The sequence below is a fragment of the Streptomyces brevispora genome, assembly GCF_007829885.1.
Taxonomy (GTDB): Bacteria; Actinomycetota; Actinomycetes; order Streptomycetales; family Streptomycetaceae; genus Streptomyces; species Streptomyces brevispora.
In genome coordinates, this window is the sequence record NZ_VIWW01000002.1 from 422,638 (window position 1) to 443,797 (window position 21,160).

The window sequence follows — 21,160 nt, forward strand, 5'->3', positions numbered from 1 at the left end:
GAGGCCCTTCCCCCGCACGACGAGCCGGCGGCCCATCGTGTGACATCGGTGGACCGCCGGCGCGTGGCAGTGCGCTCTAACCCCGTCACGAGAGCCGATCCGCACATTGACCACGACTGGGTACGCGCCGCCCCGGCAGCGACCGTTGTGCCCGGGAAGGGGCTACCGCAGGACGCGGGCGACTCCGACGTGGAAGCTGTCGGTGGCCCCGTCGCTCTCCGGGGCCGGGGTGTCCTTGCACCACTGGGGGGCCGTCACCAGGCCCGGCCCGACGAGGTCGAGCCCGTCGAAGAACCGCGCGACCTCGGCGCGCGTCCGGGGCCGCAGGCTGATGCCGCTCGTCCGGTACTCCTCGGTCTTGTCCTGGGCTGCGGAGAGGAAGTCACTGGTGAAGTGCGAAAGCACCAGACAACTGCCGGAGGGCAGCGCGTCGACGAGGGTGCGGGTGATGCCGTAGGGGTCGTCCGCGTCGGGAACGAAGTGCATGAGGGCGATGAGGGACAGCGCGATCGGCCGGTCGAAGTCCAGCAGGGCCCGCGCGTGGTCGAGGATCCTCCCCGGCTCGCGTACATCGGCGTCGAGGTAGTCGGTGGCGCCCTCGGGGGTGCTGATGAGCAGCGCCTCGGCGTGACGCAGGACGATCGGGTCGTTGTCCGTGTAGACGATCCTGGCCGCCGGGTTGATCTCCTGGGCTATCTGGTGGAGGTTCGGCCGGGTGGGAATCCCCGTCCCGATGTCGAGGAACTGGTCGATGCCCGTGCGTGCCGCCCAGCCGACCGCTCGGTGCATGAACGCCCGGTTCTGTGCGACACCGGCCTTCGCCACGGGCGGCATCTGCGCGCCGAGTTCCTGGTCCACCGGGTAGTTGTCCTTGCCGCCCAGCAGATAGTCGTAGACGCGCGCCGGGTGCGGCCTGCTGGTGTCGATCGGAGAGCTGGCCGGACGCGGCGTCATGGAGTGCTCCAGAGTTCTTCGGTGCGCGGAATGCGCGCAGAACGCAGTGTGCGCGGAACGGGCGGGAGGGGTGCGGGCCGGGAGGGTGCTGAAGGTCCTGGCCGCCGTGAGCCGGGCCGAGATCTTCAGCGTCCTCCCCGGGCACAGCCCCAGTGGGCCGTCGCCACATCGACGCATACTGCCACAGCAACCACATGGGGCCCATGGCAAGTTCAGCCGAACTCCGCCGAACAGCCCTTGGTACGCCGGTGCTCACGGCGGAGCAGCGCGATGGCACCCCTTCCCGGCCTTCGGCCTGCGCCGATCTCCACGGCCCCGTTCATCCAGGGCCTCGGGTCAACTGCCCGGCCGGTCCCGCTCGTCCACGATCCTCCGGAACTTGCCGACCGACCTCTCCAGCGTCTCCGGGTCGAGGATCTCCACCCCGACCGAGACCCCGATCCCGTCCTTGACGGCCGCCGCGACCGACGCGGCGGCAACCGCGCGCTCCTCCGGGGTCGCCCCCGCCCGGGCCTCCGCACGCACAGTCAGCGCGTCCAGCCGGCCCTCGCGGGTCAGCCGCAGCTGGAAGTGCGGCGACACCGCCGGTGTACGGAGAACGATCTCCTCGATCTGCGTAGGGAAGAGGTTCACCCCGCGCAGGATCACGAGGTCGTCACTCCGCCCGGTGACCTTCTCCATACGCCGGAAGACCCGTGCCGTCCCCGGCAGCAGCCGGGTCAGATCCCGGGTCCGGTAACGGATCACCGGCATGGCCTCCTTGGTGAGCGAGGTGAACACCAACTCGCCCTCGGCGCCCTCCGGCAGCACCTCGCCGGTGAACGGGTCGACCACCTCCGGGTAGAAGTGGTCCTCCCAGATGTGCAGCCCGTCCTTCGTCTCCACGCACTCCTGGGCGACGCCCGGGCCCATCACCTCGGACAGCCCGTAGATGTCGACCGCGTCGATCGCGAACCGCTCCTCGATCTCGCGCCGCATCTCCTGCGTCCACGGCTCGGCGCCGAAGATCCCCACCTTCAGTGAGGTCGCCCGCGGATCCACGCCCTGCCGCTCGAACTCGTCCAGGAGCGTCAGCATGTACGACGGCGTCACCATGATGATCTCGGGCCGGAAGTCCTGGATCAGCTGGACCTGCCGGGCCGTCATGCCGCCGGACGCGGGGATGACCGTGCAGCCGAGCCGCTCCGCCCCGTAGTGCGCGCCGAGCCCGCCGGTGAACAGCCCGTACCCGTAGGCAACATGGACCTTCTGCCCGGGTCGGCCACCCGCTGCCCGGATCGAGCGGGCGACCACGTCCGCCCAGGTGTCCAGATCGCCCTGGGTGTAGCCGACGACGGTCGGGCGGCCTGTCGTGCCGCTGGAGGCATGGATCCGGCGCACCTGCTCCTCCGGCACCGCGAACATCCCGAACGGGTAGTTGTCCCGCAGATCGGCCTTGGTGGTGAACGGGAACCGGGCGAGATCGGCGAGCGAGCGGCAGTCGTCCGGGTGCAGCCCCGCCCGGTCGAACGCCGCCCGGTAATGGCCGACGTGGGTATACGCGTGGCGCAGTGTCGCCCGCAGTCGTTCGAGCTGGAGCGCCCGCAACTCCTCGTGGCCCATCCGTTCCGCCGCGTCCAGCAGAGCCGTCATGCGGATCTCCCTCTTCCGTGCACACCGTGCAGACGACCGATCATTCGGTCGTTCCTCCCGGGAGCAGTAATTCAGGATCATCCGCACCCTGGCAAGAGGCGCGACACGACGCATGTCGCGCGACCGGGCCCGATGCGCCCGGCCCACCGCGCACGCATCCGCCCCGGGACGACGGCCGGCCCGGCACACCCCACCAGCCAGGAGCCGTTCCGTACAGCGGATACGCTCCTGCCGAACAGGGCTGCGCCACCCGGACGGCCCTGTTTGGATGGATTCCATGCCGACTTTCCAGACGTACGACGGAACCGAGCTCGCGTATCACCTCGTCGGACAGGGCACCCCCCTGATCTGCCTGCCGGGCGGCGCCATGCGGGCCAGTGCCTACCTCGGTGGCCTGGGCGGACTCGACGCCCAACGGCAACTGGTGCTGCTCGACCTGCGCGGCACCGGCGACTCCGCCGTACCGGACGACACCACCACCTACCGCTGCGACCGACTGGTCGACGACGTCGCGGCACTGCGCGAACACCTGGGGCTGGAGCACATCGATCTGCTCGCCCACTCGGCGGCCGGAGACCTCGCCGCGCTCTACGCCGCGCGATACCCGCAGACACTGCGCAATCTGCTCCTCATCGCCCCCGGAACGAGGGCCGCCGGATTCGGATTCGCCGAACGCGAGGCCCGCGAGGCCGCCGGGCTGCGTCGCCTCGAACCGTGGTACGAGGAAGCGCTCCCGGCCCTGGAGGAGATCTGGGCGGGACACCTCACGGACGAACTGCGCGCCGCCGCACGGCCCTTCCTGTACGGCCGCTGGGACGCCGCCGCGCAGGCCCACGCCACATCGTCCGCGGCGCAGATCAACGCCGTTGCCGCCCAGGGCTATTACGAGCACGGGGCATTCGACCCGGCCACGACGGTGACCGCCCTGCGTGAGCTGCAGGCCCCGGTACTCGTCCTCGCCGGAGAGTACGACGGCGTGACGCCCCCCGACCGCGCCGCCGCACTGGCCGCGCTCTTCCCCCACGCGGAATTCGCCGTGCAGCGCGGCGCCGGACACTTCCCATGGCTCGACGACCCCGGAGCGTTCGTCCGCACCGTCACCGCCTTCCTGGACCCGGAGGTGCACAGCGTGCAGGCCGGCGGGATACGGCTCGCCTACCGGGTGTGGGGAGACCCCTCCGCGCCGCCGGTCGTCCTGGCCCACGGACGCAGCGCGGACAGCCGCACCTGGACCCGGATCGCCGAGAACCTGGCAGCCGAACACCGGGTGTACGCGGTCGACTTCCGCGGCCACGGCCTCAGCGACTGGCCCGGCCGCTACTCCTTCGAGCTCTTCCGTGACGATCTGCACGCGTTCCTGGAGGTCCGCAACCTCTCCGGCGCCACGGTCATCGGGCACTCCTTGGGTGGTGCGGCGGCCTATCTGCTCGCCGAGCGGCAACCCGGACTCATCGGCCGGCTCGTCATCGAGGAGGCCCCGCCACCCTTCCCGCTCGACCCTCCCCGCGGCCCCGCCGAACGCCCCGAAGGGGAACTCGACTTCGACTGGTCCGTGGTGCCGTCCATCAACGCCCAGCTCAATGAACCCGATCCGGTGAGCCGCGAACGCCTCGGCGAGATCACCGCCCCCACCCTGGTCATCGGCGGCGGCCCGAGCAGCCAGGTCGACCAGGAGAACCTTGCCTGGATGGCCCGGCGGATCCCGGACTGCCGACTCGTCACCATCGACGCGGGCCATCTCGTCCACACCGAACGGCCGGAGGAATTCCTCGCGGCACTCCGGTCGTTCGGCGTGGCCTGACGGAGCCGTACAGCAACGCCCGCCGCTTCAGTCCCGGCGCAGCAGCGACACCATGACGTCCAGCAGTGTCGCCTCCGCGTCCGGAACGCCCGTCTCCGAGCGCCAGGCGACGAACCCGTCGGGGCGGACCAGCACGGCACCCTCGGTGCTCGTGCCATGCGCCGCGGCCCAGTCGGCACCGGCCTCCGGCTCCAGATCGCCGCCGGGACCGGTGCCGATGCCGAACGCGTCGAGCCGCACCGCCAGCCGGTCACCGACCCGCGCCGCCGCCCGCCGCCACGCCACGTCCGCGCCATCGGCGAGCAGCACGAACGACCGCTCGTACAGATCCAGGGTGGAGATCCGCTCGCCCGCCCGCCGGAGCCACAAGTGCGGTGCCCGGCTGCCCGGTTCACCCGTCAGCTGCATCCCCTGCGGCACCACCGGCTGATCCGGGCCGACGCCCAGCACCGCGCCTTCCACGTAGCGGTAGCCCAACGCCACGTTCAGCATCCCGCCGCGCTTCCCACCGCCCACGGTGGGCGGCGGCGCATACCCGGGGTGGCTGTGCTCGCCGGACCGCGCCGAGGCACGTTCGCTCGTCGCCCGCGCCACCGGAAGCCGCTCCGCGCCGTAGGTGTCCAGCAGACCCGGCCCCGCCTCACCACGCAACACGGTGGCGAGCTTCCACGCCAGGTTGTGCGCGTCCTGGATACCTGTGTTGGAGCCGAACGCCCCGGTCGGCGACATCTCGTGGGCCGAGTCGCCGGCGAGGAACACCCGGCCGCGGGAGTAGCGGTCCGCCACCCGTTCCGCCGCGTGCCACGGCGCCTTGCCGGTGATCTTCACATCGATGTCCGGGGCACCGACCGCCCTGCGGATGTGCTCGGCACACCGCTCGTCCGTGAAGTCCTCCAGCGTCTCGCCCCGGTCGGGCTGCCACGGCGCGTGGAACACCCACTGCTCCTTGTTGTCCACCGGCAGCAGGGCGCCGTCCGCCGCCGGATCGGTCAGGTAGCACACGATGAAGCGCCGGTCCCCGATCACCTCGGCGAGCCGGCGGGAGCGGAAGGTGATACTCACGTTGTGGAACAGGTCGCCGGCCCCCGAACGGCCGATGCGCAGCTGCTCGCGGATCGGACTGCGCGGACCGTCGGCAGCGATGAGATAGTCCGCCCGCACCGTGGTGTGTTCGCCCGTCTCCCGGCTCTTCAGGACCGCCCCGACCCCTGACTCGTCCTCCTCGAACGAGAGCAGTTCGGTGGAGAACCGCAGGTCACCGCCCTGCTCCCGGGCCCGGTCCAGCAGAACCGGCTCCAGGTCGTTCTGGCTGCACAGGCACCAGCCGGTCGGGCTGAAACGGGCGAGCGCGCCACCCGGGTCGATCTCCTTGAACAGCCACTCCTGGTCGTCACCGGTCAGCGATCCGGCCTGCAGAATGCCGTGATTCTCCGCCAGCACCGACGCGGCTGCTCGGATCTCCTGTTCCACCCCCGCTCTGCGGAAGACCTCCATCGTGCGCACGTTGTTGCCGCGACCGCGGGGATGTGTCGAGGTGGCGGCGTGTTTCTCGACGAGCAGATGCTCGACGCCGAGCCGGCCGAGGAATAGGGACGCGGACAGGCCCACCAGGGAGCCGCCCACGATGAGGACCGGTACATGGAGGTCGACGTTCTCGTTCATCAGTTGCTCCAGCTCGGACGCCTTACAGATGCAGTGTTCATGCCCTTGCCGGAGCGGTTCGGACGCCCGCTCACCTGAACGGTTCATAAATCTCGCGTCAGCCGGACCAGCGTTTCACGATCGGTGACGGAGACGACGCCCGCGGTCCGGGGCGGACCGTGCATATCCGCCGGGAGACTCCCCGCTCCGATCCCACTCGGCAGCCGCCGGTTACCCAGCGAACCGGAAGGCCTGACCACCCCACCGTCTCGAAGGAGTTCACAAGATGACCACCACCCTCTCGGAACGGATCTCCCAGTCCGCCTTCGACGGATCCAGGTTGCGCGTCGTGCTGCTGCTGGACCTGTACGACGGCGCTCAGACGCAGTTCCTGGAGGCGTACGAGCGCCTGCGCAACCAGGTGGCATCCGTACCCGGACACATCAGCGACCAGCTGTGCCAGTCGATCGAGAATCCTTCGCAGTGGCTGATCACCAGCGAGTGGGAGAGCGCGCCGCCCTTCCTCGCCTGGGTGAACAGCGAGGAGCACGTCGCCACCGTCCAGCCGCTGCACGGCTGCGTACGCGACACCCGCTCGCTGCGCTTCAGCGTCCTGCGGGAGACCGGCAAGGCCTTCGAGCCCGCCGCCGCCCCGCTCATGGGAAGCCTGCAGTCCTCCCCGCGGCTCGGCGACGGAGTCGTGCGCCACGCACTCACCTTCACGGTCAAGCCGGGCACCGAGGAGATCGTGGCTAAGATCCTCGCCGACTACGACTCCCCGAAGGCCCAGGTCGACGAGAGCACCCGACTGCGCCGCACCTCGCTCTTCATGCACGGCAACCGTGTGGTGCGCGCGGTCGAGGTCGAGGGCGACCTCCTCGCGGCCCTGCGCCACGTCTCCAGGCAGCCCGAGGTCCGGGCGGTCGAGGAGGCCATCAACCCGTACCTGGAGCAGGACCGCGACCTCTCCGACCCCAACTCCGCCCGGATGTTCTTCACCCGGGCGGCGCTGCCCACCGTCCACCACGTGTCGGCGGGCCGGCACGCCCCCGTGGACGTCCGGCGCCACGCGCTGTTCTACCAGGCCAAGGAGGGCTGCGGGATGGCCCTGGCCCGGCTGCTGGCCGGCAACGACGAAGAGGCCGCGGACGACGTCACCAGCCCCGTCGACAGCAGCACGATCTTCCAGCGCGACGACATCGTCGTCCGCCTCCTGGAGGTGGACGGCCCGCTCGACGCGCAGCCCGCCCAGTCGCTCGGCATCCACGGCCACGGCAAGGCGGCCAGGCTCGCCCGCCTCCTGGACGGGGACGCGAACGCCGCCCCGACCAGCGATCAGGACGCCGCGCGCTTCCTCGCACGCTCCGAGATGCGCCTGATCACCGACCGGAGCGCCGCGGAGTCCTGAGCCGCGCTTCCGCACCCTGGGGGGTTCTCGCTCAACCCGTCGAAACACCGCGCAACGCGCCAGGAGGAAAGCAGTCATGACCATGCACCGGCCACGCATCGTGGACCTCAGCGAGACCCAGCCCAACCGCAGGCGCGGAGGTGACCTGCGCGCTCTGCTCACCCCGACGGCGGTGGGTGCCACCAGCGGCTTCATGGGACTGGCCATTGTTCAGCCGGGAGACCGCATCGGTGAGCACTACCACCCGTACTCGGAGGAGTTCGTGTACGTCGTGAGCGGGCTCCTGGAGGTCGACCTGGACGGTGAGCCGCATGCCATGCGGCCCGACCAGGGGCTGCTCATCCCTCCGCACGTCCGGCACCGCTTCCGCAACGTCGGCGACATCGAGGCCCGCATGGTCTTCCACCTCGGGCCGCTCGCCCCCCGCCCGGAGCTCGGCCACGTCGACACCGAGCACACGGACACCGCCGAGCACGGCGCGCCGCCAGAACGAACCGAGGCCGCCTCATGACCCGGCGGGTGGCGGTCACCGGAGTCGGTGTCGTCGCGCCGGGCGGGATCGGCGCACCGGCCTTCTGGGACCTCCTCGCCAACGGCCGTACCGCGACCCGCGGCATCACGCTCTTCGACCCGGCCGGCTTCCGGTCCCGGATCGCGGCCGAGTGCGACTTCGACCCGGCGGCGTACGGACTGGACGCGGACGAGGTCGCCCGCGCGGACCGGTACGTCCAGTTCGCGATGGTGGCGGCCCGCGAGGCACTCGCCGACGCGGGCCTCGACCAGGAGCGGACCGACCCCTGGCGCATGGGCGTCTCGCTCGGCTCCGCGGTCGGTGGAACCACCCGGCTGGAGCACGACTACGTCGCGGTCAGCGGCTCCGGCGCACGCTGGGACGTCGACCACCGTCCGGCCGGGCCCCATCTGGAGCGGGCCTTCTCACCGAGTTCGCTGGCCTCCGCCGTCGCCGAGCAGGTCGGCGCGCACGGTCCGGTGCAGACCGTCTCGACCGGCTGCACCTCCGGCCTCGACGCGATCGGCTATGCCTTCCACTCCATCGAGGAGGGGCGCGTCGACGTCTGCATCGCCGGGGCGTCGGACTCCCCGATCACCCCGATCACGGTGGCGTGCTTCGACGCGATCAAGGCGACCTCGGCCAACAACGAGGACCCGGAACACGCCTCCCGGCCCTTCGACTCCCGCCGCGACGGCTTCGTGATGGGCGAGGGCGGAGCCGTACTCGTCCTGGAGGAGCTGGAGCACGCCCGCGCCCGCGGGGCGACGGTGTACTGCGAGATCGCGGGCTACGCGACCTTCGGCAACGCCTACCACATGACCGGGCTGACCTCGGAGGGCCTGGAGATGGCGGAGGCCATCAACCGGGCGCTCGGGCACGCCGGGATCGCCGCATCGGACATCGACTACGTCAACGCGCACGGCTCGGGCACCAAGCAGAACGACCGGCACGAGACCGCCGCCGTGAAGCGGGCCCTCGGCGCGCACGCCCACGACGTGCCGATGAGCTCCATCAAGTCGATGATCGGCCACTCACTCGGGGCGATCGGCGCGATAGAGATCGCGGCCTGTGTACTCGCACTGGTCCACCAGACGGTCCCGCCGACGGCGAACTACGAGTCCCCGGACCCCGAGTGCGACCTCGACTACGTGCCGCGCACCGCACGTCCGCTGAAGTTGCGCAGCGTCCTCTCGGTCGGCAGCGGCTTCGGTGGCTTCCAGTCCGCTGTGGCCCTGACCAGAACCGGTGGGAGGACACCATGAGCATCCGAGAGGACCGGCGCACCGTCGTCACGGGCATCGGCGTCGTCGCCCCCAACGGCACGAGCACCGAGACCTTCTGGAAGCAGACCCAGGAGGGCATGAGCGTGCTCGACCGCGTCACCCGCGAGGGGTGCGAGCAGCTGCCGCTGCACGTCGCGGGTGAGGTCAGGGGCTTCGACCCGGTCAGCCTGATCGAGGAGCGCTACCTCGTGCAGACCGACCGGTTCACGCACTTCGCGATGGCCGCGGCCGACATGGCCCTGGACGACGCCCGGCTGGGCCGTGCCGACTACGAGGACAAGCCGTTCAGCGTGGGAGTGGTGACCGCGGCCGGTTCCGGCGGTGGCGAGTTCGGCCAGCGCGAGCTGCAACGGCTGTGGGGCCAGGGTTCCAAGTACGTCGGCCCGTACCAGTCGATCGCCTGGTTCTACGCCGCGAGCACCGGCCAGATCTCCATCCGCGGCGGCTTCAAGGGGCCGTGCGCGGTGGTGGCCAGCGACGAGGCCGGCGGGCTCGACGCGCTGGCCCACGCCGACCGGTCCATCCGGCGCGGCACCGACGCGGTGGTGGTCGGCGCGGCCGAGGCCCCGCTCGCGCCCTACTCCGTCGTCTGCCAGCTCGGCTACCGGGACCTGAGCACCGGCGAGGACCCGACGCGGGCCTACCGCCCGTTCACCTCGGACGCCTGCGGATTCGTGCCCGCCGAGGGCGGCGCGATGTTCGTGGTCGAGGAGGCCGGAGCGGCCAGGGAGCGCGGCGCCAGGATCAGAGCCGAACTCGCCGGTCACGCCGCCACCTTCACCACCGCGATGCGCTGGGAGGAGTCCCGGGAGGGCCTCGCCCACGCCATCGAGGGCGCACTGCGGGAGGCCGGCTGCGCGCCCGAGGAGATCGACGTGGTCTTCGCGGACGCCCTCGGCGTACCCGCCGCGGACCGGGCCGAGGCGCTGGCCCTGGCCGACGCACTCGGCCCGCATGGCAGGCGGGTGCCGGTGACGGCGCCCAAGACCGGTATCGGGCGGGCCTACTGCGGTGCCCCCGTGCTGGACGCGGCGGCCGCCGTGCTGGCCATGGAGAACGGTCTGATCCCGCCCACGCCCAACGTCTTCGAGGTGTGCCACGACCTCGATGTCGTCACCGGACGGGCCCGCGCCGCCGAACTGCGGACGGCGCTCGTGCTCAGCCGCGGGCTCATGGGCTCGAACGCGGCGATGGTGCTGCGGCACCCCGCGGGCCGCGACGCGTGAGCACCCCACCGACCCCCTCGTGACAAGGAGAAGTCCCTCATGACCGACCGACTGACCTATGACGAACTGGCCGTCCTGATGAAGAAGGGCGCCGGACTGACCGTCGACCCCCGGGAGATGGAGAGCCGGCCCGGCACCGCCTTCGACGATTTCGGCCTCGACTCACTGGGCCTCCTCGGCATCGTCGGCGTGCTGGAGAACCGGCACGGACAGCCGCTGCCGGCCGAGGCCGACCGGTGCAGGACGCCCCGTGAGTTCCTCGACCTCGTCAACAACAACCTCATGACAGGAGCCTGAAGTGTCCGGACACACCGAGAACGAGATCGTCATCGCAGCCCCCCTGGACATCGTCTGGGACATGACGAACGACCTCGAGAACTGGCCCAGTCTGTTCAGCGAGTACGCCGCGGTCGAGATCGTCGAGCGTGACGGCGAGCGGACCACCTTCCGCCTGACCATGCACCCCGACGAGAACGACAAGGTGTGGAGCTGGGTCTCGGAGCGCACCACGGACCGGCCCGGCCGCACCGTCCGGGCCCGCCGCGTCGAGCCGGGCCCGTTCCAGCACATGGACATCCGGTGGGAGTACTCCGAGGTCCCCGGCGGCACCCGTATGCACTGGGCGCAGGACTTCGCGATGCGCCCGGACGCCCCGGTCGACGACGCCTGGATGACCGACAACATCAACCGCAACTCGCGCGTCCAGATGGAGCTCATCCGGGACAAGATCGAGCAGCGCGACCGCGAGCGCCGCTCGACGTCCGTCACGGCCGGCTGACCTGTCGTCCCGACCGCCGACGGTCCGGCCACCCGGCCTTCCGGCCGGGTCCCGGGCCGGGTACCAGAAAGGCACCACCCGATGCACCACGCCCTGATCGTCGCCCGGATGGCGCCGGAGTCGGCGCCGGACATCGCCGAACTGTTCGCCGCCTCCGACAGCAGTGAGCTGCCGCACCTGGTCGGCGTCACCCGGCGCAAGCTGTTCCAGTTCGGCGACGTCTATCTGCACCTGATCGAGTCCGAGCGCCCGCCGGGTCCGGAGATCGCCAAGGTGACCGGACACGCTGCGTTCAAGGACATCAGCGACCGGCTCACCGCCTTCATCAGCCCGTACGACCCGCAGACCTGGCGGGGGCCGAAGGACGCGATGGCGCAGGAGTTCTACTGCTGGGAGCGCGACACCACCGCCTGACAACGACGATCGCCCCGGGTCCGGCCGCAAGGCCGGACCCGGGGCGATCGTCGTGCTGCCCGGGACAGGGGAGTCAGCCGGGGATCACGCATTCGAACGCGTGGAGGTAGGGGTTGACCGGCCGGACCTCACCGATGAGCAGCCCTGCCTCCGACAGCCGGTCGACCAGACTCTGCCGGGTGTGCTTGGCACCGCCGACGTTCAGGAGCAGCAGCAGATCCATGGCGGTGGTGAACCGCATCGAGGGGGTGTCGTCGACGAGGTTCTCGATGACGACGACCCGGGCTCCCGGACGGGCCGCCGCGACGACGCTGCGCAGCGCCCGGCGCGTGCTGTCGTCGTCCCACTCCAGGATGTTCTTGATGATGTAGAGGTCGGCCGCCACCGGGATGCCCTCACGGCAGTCCCCGGCCACGATGCCCGCCCGGCCGGCGAGCGGTCCGCCGTCCCGCAGCCGCTCGTCGGCCCGCGCCACCACACCCGGCAGATCCATCAGGGTGCCGCTCAGCGACGGGTGCTTCTCCAACAGGCTCGCCAGTACGTGCCCCTGACCGCCGCCGATGTCGGCGACCACGGACACCCCGGTGAGGTCGAGGAGGGCGGCGACGTCCTGCGCGGACTGCATGCTGGACGTGGTCATGGCCCGGTTGAACACCTGGGCCGACTCGTGCGCGTCCTGGTGGAGGTAGTCGAAGAACTCCTTGCCGTGCACGTCCTCGAAGACATTGCGGCCGGTGCGCACCGCGTCGTCCAGCCGCGGCCATACGTCCCAGGTCCAGGGCTCGGTGCACCACAGCGAGATGTACCGGAGGCTGTTCGGGTCGTTCTCGCGCAGCAGCCGTGACATGTCCGTGTGGGCGAACGCGCCGTCCGCCGTCTCGGTGAAGATGCCATAGCAGGTCAGGGCGCGCAGCAGCCGTTGCAGCGGTACGGGTTCGGTCTTCACCACCGCGGCCAGCTCGGCCGCGGTGGCGGGCGTCTCGCCCAGCGCGTCGGCGACACCGAGCCGGGCCGCGGCGCGCACGGCCGCGGCGCGGGCGGCACCGAACACGATCTCCCGCAGCCGCATCGCCGGCTGCGGGACGGGAACGGCCTGGACGGGAGTGATGGTGGGGGTGGAGGTGGGGGGTGTGCTCACGGTGGTCATGCCGTCTCGCTTCTCCTCGTACGGGGGTGCACCGGTCAGCACATTCCGGCCGGTGTGGACGTCGTGCAGACGTTGCCGGTGAAGACGTTGCCCGTGCCGGCGTATTCGTTGGCCAGATCGGCCGGCCGATTGCCCGTCACGACGTTGCCGCTGATGGTGTTGTCGCTGTTCTTCGCTCCGACGAAGCTCTTGAACAGCACGACGCCGCCCGAGAGCGGTGTGGCCCCCACGTTGTCGCGGATCACGTTGGACCGCACCTCGGTGGTCTCGGCGCCGGTGAGGACGATTCCGGAACCCTGGAGCGCGGGCAGCCGGGCGGAGGCGGCGCAGAACTTGTTGTTCCGGCTGATCCGGTTGGACCGGATGGTCATGGCGCCGGCCTTCGGTGTTCCCTCGTCGCCCACGACGAACAAACCGGTGCAGTTGGCGGTGAGGGTGTTGTCGCGGACATCCAGATTCCGGACGCGGCGTGCGGTGAAACCGATCCGGTTGTCGGTGAGCGTGTTGCCCCGGACCCGAGTGCCCCCGGTGTCGGTGGCGCCGCCCTCCTCGTCGACGCTGTTGGCGACGAAGATGCCCGCTTCGCCGTTGCCGCGGGCGGTGTTCTCACGGATGTCGGACCGGGTGGAGCGCTGTTGCGCGATGCCCCAGATGCCGTTGGACTCGGCGGTCACGTCCCGTACGTCCAGCCGGTCGGTCCAGGAGGCCCAGACACCGTTCCTGGCGAACCCGGCGACGGTCAGGGACCGGACGGACACGTTGTCCACGGTGTGCTGAGCCGTGCCCAGGACACAGACCCCATGGCCGGCCCCGGCACACGCGTTGTCCGGCTGCGCGCCGCTCGCGCCCGGCACGATGACCGTGCGCTCCCCGGAACCGCGCAGGGTGAGACCCGGTGTGCTGATCAGCACACTCTCGCGGTAGGTGCCGGGCCGGACGACGACGGTGTCGCCGGGCCGTGCGGCGTTCACCGCTGCCTGGATCGACTGGCCCGGGTACACCACATGCCCGCCGGCGGCAGCGGCCGAAACGGACGGCACGGCGGCGCCCAGTCCGGCGGCCGTGACGGCTGCGATGCTTACGAGGCAGTCGAAGTGTTGTTTCCTCATGAGCCGAAGTTATGGGCGATCACTCCCCGATGCCACACAGGGTGACCGGTTGGGCGCGGGGCGTGCCCGAATGGCTTACGTCGCTCCCCGCGCCCCGCGTCCGGTGTGGGCGCGGGGCCGCCCACACGGGTGATTCGGCGACGGACGCCGCGCCCGTCTCAGCCGTCGGCCGGGAGGACGGGTGCGACGACCGAGCGGGCCCACCGGTAGTCCGCCTTGCCGCTGGGGGAGCGCCGGATCTGCGGGGTGATCACCAGGTGACGCGGGATCTTGTAGCCGGCCAGCCGTGTCCGGCAGTGCGCCTGGACGTCGTCGAGCGAGGGTGCCTCGGCGCCCTCCCGCAGTTGCACCACGGCGGCGACCTGGCTGCCCCAGCGCTCGTCGGGTGCGCCGGCGACCAGCGCGTCGTACACGTCCGGGTGGGCCTTGAGCGCCTGCTCGACCTCCTCCGGGTACACCTTCTCGCCCCCGGTGTTGATGCACTGCGAACCCCGGCCGAGCACCGTGACGATGCCCTCGGCGTCGACCGTCGCCATGTCGCCGAGCAGTACCCACCGCTCCTCGCCCTTGCGGAAGAACGTCTCCGCGGTCTTGCGCGGGTCGTTGTAGTAGCCGAGCGGCACGTGGCCGTGCTGCGCGATCCGCCCCGCCTCGCCCGGCCCGACCGGCTCGTGCGTCGCCGGGTCGACCACCGCCGTACGGGAGTTGACGCGGAGCCGGAAGCCGTTCTCCGGCCCGGAGTCGGCTGTCGCGGTGCCGTTGAACCCGGACTCGGACGAGCCGAAGTTGTTCAGCAGCATCACGGTGGGCACCAGTTCCTGGAACTCCGCCCGCACCGAGTCGGACATGATCGCGCCCGAGCTGGAGACGGAGAACATCGACGAGCAGTCGGTGCCCTTCAGCGGTCCCTTCAGCGCGTCGATCAGTGGTCGCAGCATCGCGTCGCCGACCAGCGACACGCTGGTGACCTTCTCCTTCTCGATCGTGCGGAGCACCTCGTGCGGCACGAACTTGCGGTGCACCACGATCCGTTGCCCGAAGTTGAAGCCGATGAACGCCGTGAGCGTCGAGGTGCCGTGCATCAGCGGGGGAGTGGGGAAGAAGGTGATGCCGTCGCCGCCCGCGGCCACCCGCTCCGCCAGTTCTTGCGGGGTCTTCACCGGCTCGCCGGTCGGTGCGCCTCCGCCGAGGCCGGAGAAGAAGAGATCCTCCTGACGCCACATCACGCCCTTGGGCATGCCCGTGGTGCCGCCCGTGTAGATGATGAACTGGTCGTCGGGCGACCGGGGTGCGAAGCCGCGCCCCGGATCCCCGGCCGCCTCGGCCGCCGCGAACGCGACGGCATCGGGGCCCGGCGCCCCCTTCGCGGGCGCGCCCACCCGGACGAGATGGCGGAGCTTCGGCGCCTGCGGCGCGGCGGCCGCGACGCGCTCGTCGAACTCGGCGTCGAAGACGAGCGCCGCCAGGTCCGCGTCCTGGTAGAGGTAGACCAGCTCCTCCTCCACGTACCGGTAGTTGACGTTGACCGGGACGATGCGTGCCTTCAGGCAGGCCAGGACCGTCTGGAGATACTCGATGCCGTTGTACAGGTGCAGGCCCAGATGCTCGCCGGGGCCGATCCCCGCCTCGATCAGGTGATGGGCGATGCGGTTCGCGGCGACGTCGAGTTCCGCGTAGGTGAGCCTGCGCTCGGCGCCCGTTCCGGGATGGTCGACGTAGACGAGTGCCTCGCGTTCCGGGACAGCGTCGACGACCGATTCGAACAGGTCGGCAAGGTTGTACTCCACCGTTCCTCCTCACGCCGGTTGCTGAGTGGCTCGGCGGTCATTAGAGCGCCGACCGCCACAAGTGGGAAGAGGGCCCGGCGAAGAAATCTGACTGCCTGTCAGAAAACTATTGAACTGCCTCCCCTCCTACTGCAACCTGTTCTAGCCTTGAGACGGGAGACAGACCATGGGCGGTACGGAACACCTCACCGTGCAGCGCGAAGGCGCCACACTGGTGCTCACCTTGAACAGGCCGGAGGCAAAGAACGCGCTCTCGCTGCCGATGCTGGTCGGCCTGTACGACGGCTGGCTGGCCGCGGACGCGGACGAGGAGATCCGCTCCGTCGTCCTCACCGGCGCCGGCGGCTGCTTCTGCGCCGGCATGGACCTCAAGGCCCTCGCGGGCGGCGGCATGGACGGCGAGCAGTACCGGGACCGGATGACGGCCGACCCCGACCTGCACTGGAAGGCCATGCTGCGCCACCACCGCCCCCGCAAACCGGTCATCGCCGCAGTCGAGGGCCACTGCGTGGCGGGCGGCACCGAGATCCTGCAGGGCACCGACATCCGCATCGCCGGTGAGAGCGCCACCTTCGGCCTCTTCGAGGTCAGGCGCGGCCTCTTCCCCATCGGCGGCTCCACCGTACGGCTGCCCCGCCAGATCGCCCGGACCCACGCACTCGAAATGCTCCTCACCGGCCGTCCGTACGACGCCGGGGAAGCGGCCCGGATCGGGCTGATCGGCCGGGTCGTTCCCGACGGCGCCGCGCTGGAAGCGGCCCTCGTCGTCGCCGAACAGATCAATGCCTGTGGCCCGCTCGCCGTCGAAGAGGTCAAGGCGTCGGTGTACGAGACCGCGGAGATGACCGAGACCGACGGCCTCGCCGCAGAACTGAAGCGCGGCTGGCCCGTCTTCGCCACCGCCGACGCCAAGGAGGGCGCCCGCGCCTTCGCCGAGAAGCGCCCGCCGGTCTACCGGCGGGCCTGAACCAAGGAGGCAACCGTGCCCGAAGTCCTCAGCGCACCGCTGGTGGTCGAATTCCCCTTCACCCGTTCCCTCGGCCCGGTCCAGAGCGCCTTCCTCACCGGACTGCGCGAACGCACCGTGCTCGGCGTACGGACCGGCGCCGGCCTGGTCCTGGTCCCGCCCGTCGAGTACGACCCCGTCACCGCCGAGGAGATCCACGACCTGGTGGAGGTCGCCGCCACCGGCACGGTCACCACCTGGGCCTGGAACCCGACGCCCCGCCGCGACCAGCCACTGGAGACCCCCTTCGCCTGGGTGCTCGTACGGCTCGACGGCGCCGACACCGCACTCCTCCACGTCCTGGACGCACCCGGACCCGAAGCAGTCCGCACCGGCATGCGCGTACGAGTGCGCTGGGCCGCGACGCGCGCCGGCGCCATCACGGACATCGCCTGCTTCGAACCGTACGAGAGCGAGCCCGGTGAACCCGCGCCGCACGACGGCGAGTTCGCCGACCCCGTCACCGGCATCGTCACCCCCGCCCGCCTCGACTACACCTACTCACCGGGCCGCGCCCAGAGCGCCTACCTCGAAGCGCTGGCGGGCCGACGCGTCGTCGGCGAGCGCTGCCCGTCCTGCCGCAAGGTGTACGTACCGCCCCGTGGCGCCTGCCCCACCTGCGGCGTCGCCACCGACGAACGGGTCGAGGTCGGACCGTGCGGCACGGTCACCACTTTCTGCGTCGTCAACATCAAGGCCAAGAACCTCGACATCGAGGTCCCCTACGTCTACGCGCACATCGCCCTGGACGGCGCCGACCTCGCCCTGCACGCACGGATCGGCGGCATCCCCTACGACCAGGTGCGGATGGGTCTGCGCGTCGAGCCCGTATGGACCGAGGGCAGCCGCCATCCCGACCACTACCGGCCGACCGGTGAACCGGACGCCGACTACGACGCGTACAAGGAGCTGGTCTAGATGCGGGACGTAGCGATCGTCGCCTTCGCGCAGACCGACCATCTGCGGCGCACCGACGAACTCTCCGAAGTCGAGATGCTGATGCCCGTCCTGCACGAGGTCCTCGACGCGACCGGCCTCAGGACCAGCGACATCGGCTTCACCTGCTCCGGCTCCAGCGACTACCTCGCGGGCCGCGCCTTCTCCTTCACCATGGCGCTCGACGGCGTGGGCGCGCACCCGCCGATCTCCGAGTCCCATGTGGAGATGGACGGGGCCTGGGCCCTGTACGAGGCCTGGGTGAAGATCCAGACCGGCGAGGCGGACACCGCACTCGTCTACGCGTACGGGAAGTCCTCGCCCGGCCAGGTGCGCGACGTACTCACCCGGCAACTCGACCCCTACTACACCGCCCCGCTGTGGCCCGACTCCGTCGCACTCGCCGCCCTCCAGGCCCAGGCACTCATCGACGCGGGCGACACCGACGAGGACGCGCTCACGGCCATCGCCGCTCGCAGCCGCGCGGCCGCGTCGGACAACCCGCACGCCCAGCTCAGCGGCGACGTGCCGGCCGGCGATTACCTCGTGCGGCCGCTGCGCACCGGCGACTGCCCGCCCATCGGCGACGGCGCCGCCGCCGTGATCCTCGCCGCCGGGGACACCGCGCGGGCGCTGTGCGAGCGCCCCGCCTGGATCCGCGGCATCGACCACCGCATCGAGGCCCACGGTCTCGGAGTGCGCGAGCTGACCGATTCACCGTCGACCCGGCTCGCCGCCGAACGGGCCGGGGTCTTCGAACGCCCCGTCGACACCGCCGAACTGCACGCCCCGTTCAGCTCCCAGGAAGTGGTGCTGCGCAAGGCGCTCGGGCTCGACGGCCGTGTCCGGGTGAACCCGTCGGGCGGTGCGCTCGCCGCCAACCCGCTGATGGCCGCGGGGCTGATCCGCCTCGGTGAGGCCGCCGCCCGCATCCACCGCGGCGAGTCCGACCGGGCGCTCGCCCACGCCACATCCGGCCCCTGCCTCCAGCAGAACCTGGTCGCCGTCCTCGAAGGGGAGAGCACTCATGCCTAAGGAGCCCGTGGCCGTCGTCGGCATCGGCCAGACCAAGCACGTCGCCGCCCGCCACGACGTCTCCCTCGCCGGACTCGTCCGCGAGGCCGCCGTCGCGGCGCTGAAGGACGCCGCGCTGACCTGGGCGGACATCGACGCGGTGGTCATCGGGAAGGCGCCGGACTTCTTCGAGGGCGTGATGATGCCGGAGCTCTACCTCGCCGACGCCCTCGGCGCGGTCGGCAAACCGATGCTCCGGGTCCACACCGCGGGATCCGTCGGCGGCTCGACCGCACTCGTCGCCGCCAACCTCGTCGCCGCACGCGTGCACCGGACCGTCCTCACCCTCGCCTTCGAGAAGCAGTCGGAGTCCAACGCGATGTGGGGCCTCTCGCTGCCCATCCCGTTCCAGCAGCCGCTGCTGGCCGGTGCGGGCGGATTCTTCGCCCCGCATGTGCGCGCCTACATGCGGCGCACCGGCGCACCCGACACCGTCGGCTCCCTCGTCGCCTACAAGGACCGGCGCAACGCGCTGAAGAACCCGTACGCGCACATCCACGACCCGGACATCACCCTGGAGAAGGTCCAGTCCGCACCGATGCTCTGGGACCCCATCCGCTACTCGGAGACGTGCCCGTCCTCCGACGGCGCCTGCGCGATGATCCTCACCGACCGCACCGGCGCGGACCGCTCACCGCATCCGCCCGCCTGGGTGCACGGCGGCGCGATGCGCAGCGAACCGACCCTCTTCGCCGGCAAGGACTTCGTCTCGCCGCAGGCCGGCAAGGACTGCGCGGCCGATGTCTACCGGCAGGCCGGGATCAGCGACCCGCGCCGGGAGATCGACGCCGTCGAGATGTACGTCCCGTTCTCCTGGTACGAGCCGATGTGGCTGGAGAACCTCGGCTTCGCCGACGAGGGCGAGGGCTGGAAGCTCACCGAGGCCGGAGCCACCGAACTCGACGGCGACCTCCCGGTGAACCCCTCGGGCGGGGTGCTCTCCACCAACCCCATCGGCGCCTCCGGAATGATCCGCTTCGCGGAGGCGGCCCTCCAGGTACGGGGACGGGCGGGGGAGCACCAGGTGGACGGCGCGCGGCGGGCGCTGGGTCACGCCTACGGCGGCGGGGCGCAGTTCTTCTCGATGTGGCTCGTCGGGGCCGAACCCCCCACCGGCTGACCGCGGCCCTCCCGGACAGGCCGCACCACCGCGTTCCGCGGCCTGTCCGCCCCGTTCGCGACCGCGGCGGCTCGCTCACCCAACCGCCCTGCCGAGAAAGGAAGTTGAGACGTATACGCCGGGCTCTGCGGGCCCCGTGCCCGAACCCCGCGCCGCGCGGCCCCGAGGGGCACCCGGGCCAGGAGCGGTGCGAGCCGTGCCGCGGGAGCCGCGCCCGCGTCGCACGCCAACGCGAGCGACACCGCACAGGTGGGTAGCGTGGTGACGGTGACCGCCGAGAGTGATCTTCGAACCCTGCTGAGAGACCTGCGCCCGGAGCTGCACCCCGGCCGCTACGTCTTCGCGACCGCGCCCGACGGCGTGGTGCCCGCCGGAGCCGCCCCGATCGTCACGGTCGGTGAGGCCGAGGGGCTCACGCTGGTGCTCCCCGAGCCGGAGGCCGTGGCGGCGGGGCTGAGCCACTCCTTCCCGGCGGGCTGGATCACACTCCGTGTGCACTCGGCTCTGGACGCCGTCGGGCTGACCGCCGCGGTGTCCCTCGCCCTCACCGACGCGGGGATCAGCTGCAATGTGGTGGCCGGGTTCCACCACGACCACCTCTTCGTCCCGCACGGCAGGGCCGCCGAGGCCGTCACGGTACTGAAGGCACTGGCCGCGGAGTCGGGCGCGGGGTGACCGGGGGCCACCGCGTGCCGGGGAACGGCCGCACACCCGCCCGGCGCGGCGGGACGTCCGGGCGGGGGTGTGTCTCCGGCGCCGTCCGGGCCCCTGCGGGCCCGGCTCCGCGACCTGGGCCCGGCCACGTAACATGTCCGCATGTCCTTCCTCCGCCGCCGTAGCGCCGCCACACCCGCGGGCCCCGACTTCGACGTCCTGGCCATGGACCCGGGGGACTGGCCCGGCAACCTCGGCGCCGGTCTGCTGCCAGCCCCCGACGGCAGCTGTCAGGGCGTCTTCCTCCGTTACGACCTGTTCGGGGGCCGCGGCCCCGCGATGATCATCGGCAATCTCCCGGAAGGCTCGCCCGCACGCGAGACCGAAGAGGGCCAGGTCCCCTTCGAGGTGGCCCAGCTGCTGCTCGCGCTGGAGAACGACGAGCCGGTCGAGGTCACCGGGACCGAGGACATGCCCGTGATGCAGGGCGACAACCTGCTGATCGTCCGCCGCGTCAAGCTCTCGGAGAGCCGGATCGCCTGCGTCCAGTTCGACCGCAGCGACGGCGTGCTCGTCACCATCGCCAGCTGGGACCGCCCGATCACCGACGATCTGTACACCCTCCTGAAGCCGCTGCCCGCGGAGCTCTTCCAGCAGGGCTGAGCCGGCCCCGGCA

Annotated in this window: 20 protein-coding genes; 14 read left to right on the plus strand and 6 right to left on the minus strand. The window is 71.2% G+C overall.

Annotated elements, in window-relative coordinates; translation table 11 throughout:
* Positions 1-162: 162 nt before the first annotated feature.
* Together FHX80_RS31375 and paaK are read right to left on the minus strand one after the other, a co-directional pair.
* Positions 163-954, minus strand: a complete 792-nt coding sequence (locus FHX80_RS31375; RefSeq protein WP_145767874.1) for an SAM-dependent methyltransferase — start codon at positions 952-954, stop codon at positions 163-165.
* Positions 955-1,290: 336 nt separating this feature from the next.
* Complete coding sequence (gene paaK / locus FHX80_RS31380) at positions 1,291-2,586, minus strand: phenylacetate--CoA ligase PaaK (protein ID WP_145767875.1); 1,296 nt, start codon at positions 2,584-2,586, stop codon at positions 1,291-1,293.
* A 277-nt stretch (positions 2,587-2,863) separates the two neighbouring features.
* On the opposite strand from paaK, the gene FHX80_RS31385 reads away from it, so the two are divergent.
* The gene (locus tag FHX80_RS31385) at positions 2,864-4,387 is read left to right on the plus strand and encodes an alpha/beta fold hydrolase (RefSeq protein WP_145767876.1); all 1,524 of its coding nucleotides are present in this window, start codon (positions 2,864-2,866) and stop codon (positions 4,385-4,387) included.
* A 27-nt stretch (positions 4,388-4,414) separates the two neighbouring features.
* Here the strand turns inward: FHX80_RS31385 and FHX80_RS31390 are convergent, their stop codons facing one another.
* Positions 4,415-6,049, minus strand: a complete 1,635-nt coding sequence (locus FHX80_RS31390) for an FAD-dependent oxidoreductase (protein WP_145767877.1) — start codon at positions 6,047-6,049, stop codon at positions 4,415-4,417.
* Positions 6,050-6,314: 265 nt separating this feature from the next.
* Here FHX80_RS31390 and FHX80_RS31395 point away from each other — a divergent pair, with 265 nt between their 5' ends.
* The 7 genes from FHX80_RS31395 (at position 6,315) to FHX80_RS31425 (ending at position 11,651) form a co-directional block, all read left to right on the plus strand.
* Positions 6,315-7,436, plus strand: a complete 1,122-nt coding sequence (locus FHX80_RS31395; protein ID WP_145767878.1) for a SchA/CurD-like domain-containing protein — start codon at positions 6,315-6,317, stop codon at positions 7,434-7,436.
* Positions 7,437-7,512: 76 nt separating this feature from the next.
* Positions 7,513-7,947, plus strand: coding sequence for a cupin domain-containing protein (locus FHX80_RS31400; protein WP_145767879.1), 435 nt, complete (start codon positions 7,513-7,515; stop codon positions 7,945-7,947).
* Positions 7,944-9,212, plus strand: a complete 1,269-nt coding sequence (locus FHX80_RS31405) for a beta-ketoacyl-[acyl-carrier-protein] synthase family protein (protein ID WP_145767880.1) — start codon at positions 7,944-7,946, stop codon at positions 9,210-9,212. The genes FHX80_RS31400 and FHX80_RS31405 overlap by 4 nt, the downstream gene beginning before the upstream one ends.
* Positions 9,209-10,459, plus strand: a complete 1,251-nt coding sequence (locus tag FHX80_RS31410; RefSeq protein ID WP_145767881.1) for a beta-ketoacyl synthase N-terminal-like domain-containing protein — start codon at positions 9,209-9,211, stop codon at positions 10,457-10,459. The genes FHX80_RS31405 and FHX80_RS31410 overlap by 4 nt, the downstream gene beginning before the upstream one ends.
* A gap of 39 nt (positions 10,460-10,498) precedes the next feature.
* The gene (locus FHX80_RS31415; RefSeq protein WP_145767882.1) at positions 10,499-10,756 is read left to right on the plus strand and encodes an acyl carrier protein; all 258 of its coding nucleotides are present in this window, start codon (positions 10,499-10,501) and stop codon (positions 10,754-10,756) included.
* A 1-nt stretch (position 10,757) separates the two neighbouring features.
* A complete protein-coding gene (locus tag FHX80_RS31420; RefSeq protein ID WP_145767883.1) occupies positions 10,758-11,237 on the plus strand; it encodes an SRPBCC family protein in 480 nt (159 codons plus the stop codon).
* 81 nt (positions 11,238-11,318) lie between these two features.
* Positions 11,319-11,651: a TcmI family type II polyketide cyclase gene (locus FHX80_RS31425; RefSeq protein WP_145767884.1), complete on the plus strand. Its 333-nt coding sequence runs from the start codon at positions 11,319-11,321 to the stop codon at positions 11,649-11,651.
* Between the two features lie 73 nt (positions 11,652-11,724).
* Here FHX80_RS31425 and FHX80_RS31430 read toward each other — a convergent pair whose 3' ends face one another.
* The 3 genes from FHX80_RS31430 to FHX80_RS31440 form a co-directional block, all read right to left on the minus strand.
* Positions 11,725-12,798: a methyltransferase gene (locus tag FHX80_RS31430; RefSeq protein ID WP_145767885.1), complete on the minus strand. Its 1,074-nt coding sequence runs from the start codon at positions 12,796-12,798 to the stop codon at positions 11,725-11,727.
* 35 nt (positions 12,799-12,833) lie between these two features.
* Positions 12,834-13,907, minus strand: a complete 1,074-nt coding sequence (locus FHX80_RS31435) for a right-handed parallel beta-helix repeat-containing protein (RefSeq protein ID WP_145767886.1) — start codon at positions 13,905-13,907, stop codon at positions 12,834-12,836.
* A 158-nt stretch (positions 13,908-14,065) separates the two neighbouring features.
* Complete coding sequence (locus FHX80_RS31440) at positions 14,066-15,694, minus strand: acyl-CoA synthetase (RefSeq protein WP_145767887.1); 1,629 nt, start codon at positions 15,692-15,694, stop codon at positions 14,066-14,068.
* 166 nt (positions 15,695-15,860) lie between these two features.
* Here FHX80_RS31440 and FHX80_RS31445 point away from each other — a divergent pair, with 166 nt between their 5' ends.
* From FHX80_RS31445 to FHX80_RS31470, 6 genes are all read left to right on the plus strand, one after another.
* Positions 15,861-16,661, plus strand: a complete 801-nt coding sequence (locus FHX80_RS31445) for a crotonase/enoyl-CoA hydratase family protein (RefSeq protein WP_145767888.1) — start codon at positions 15,861-15,863, stop codon at positions 16,659-16,661.
* 15 nt (positions 16,662-16,676) lie between these two features.
* Positions 16,677-17,618: a Zn-ribbon domain-containing OB-fold protein gene (locus FHX80_RS31450; protein WP_145767889.1), complete on the plus strand. Its 942-nt coding sequence runs from the start codon at positions 16,677-16,679 to the stop codon at positions 17,616-17,618.
* Positions 17,619-18,671, plus strand: a complete 1,053-nt coding sequence (locus tag FHX80_RS31455; RefSeq protein ID WP_145767890.1) for a thiolase domain-containing protein — start codon at positions 17,619-17,621, stop codon at positions 18,669-18,671.
* Entirely contained in the window at positions 18,664-19,830 is a 1,167-nt protein-coding gene (locus FHX80_RS31460) for a thiolase domain-containing protein (RefSeq protein ID WP_145767891.1), read from the plus strand. Before FHX80_RS31455 ends, FHX80_RS31460 begins: the two co-directional genes overlap by 8 nt.
* Before the next feature lie 267 nt (positions 19,831-20,097).
* Entirely contained in the window at positions 20,098-20,505 is a 408-nt protein-coding gene (locus FHX80_RS31465; protein ID WP_145767892.1) for an ACT domain-containing protein, read from the plus strand.
* 141 nt (positions 20,506-20,646) lie between these two features.
* Positions 20,647-21,147: a hypothetical protein gene (locus FHX80_RS31470; RefSeq protein ID WP_073738907.1), complete on the plus strand. Its 501-nt coding sequence runs from the start codon at positions 20,647-20,649 to the stop codon at positions 21,145-21,147.
* Positions 21,148-21,160 lie beyond the last annotated feature (13 nt).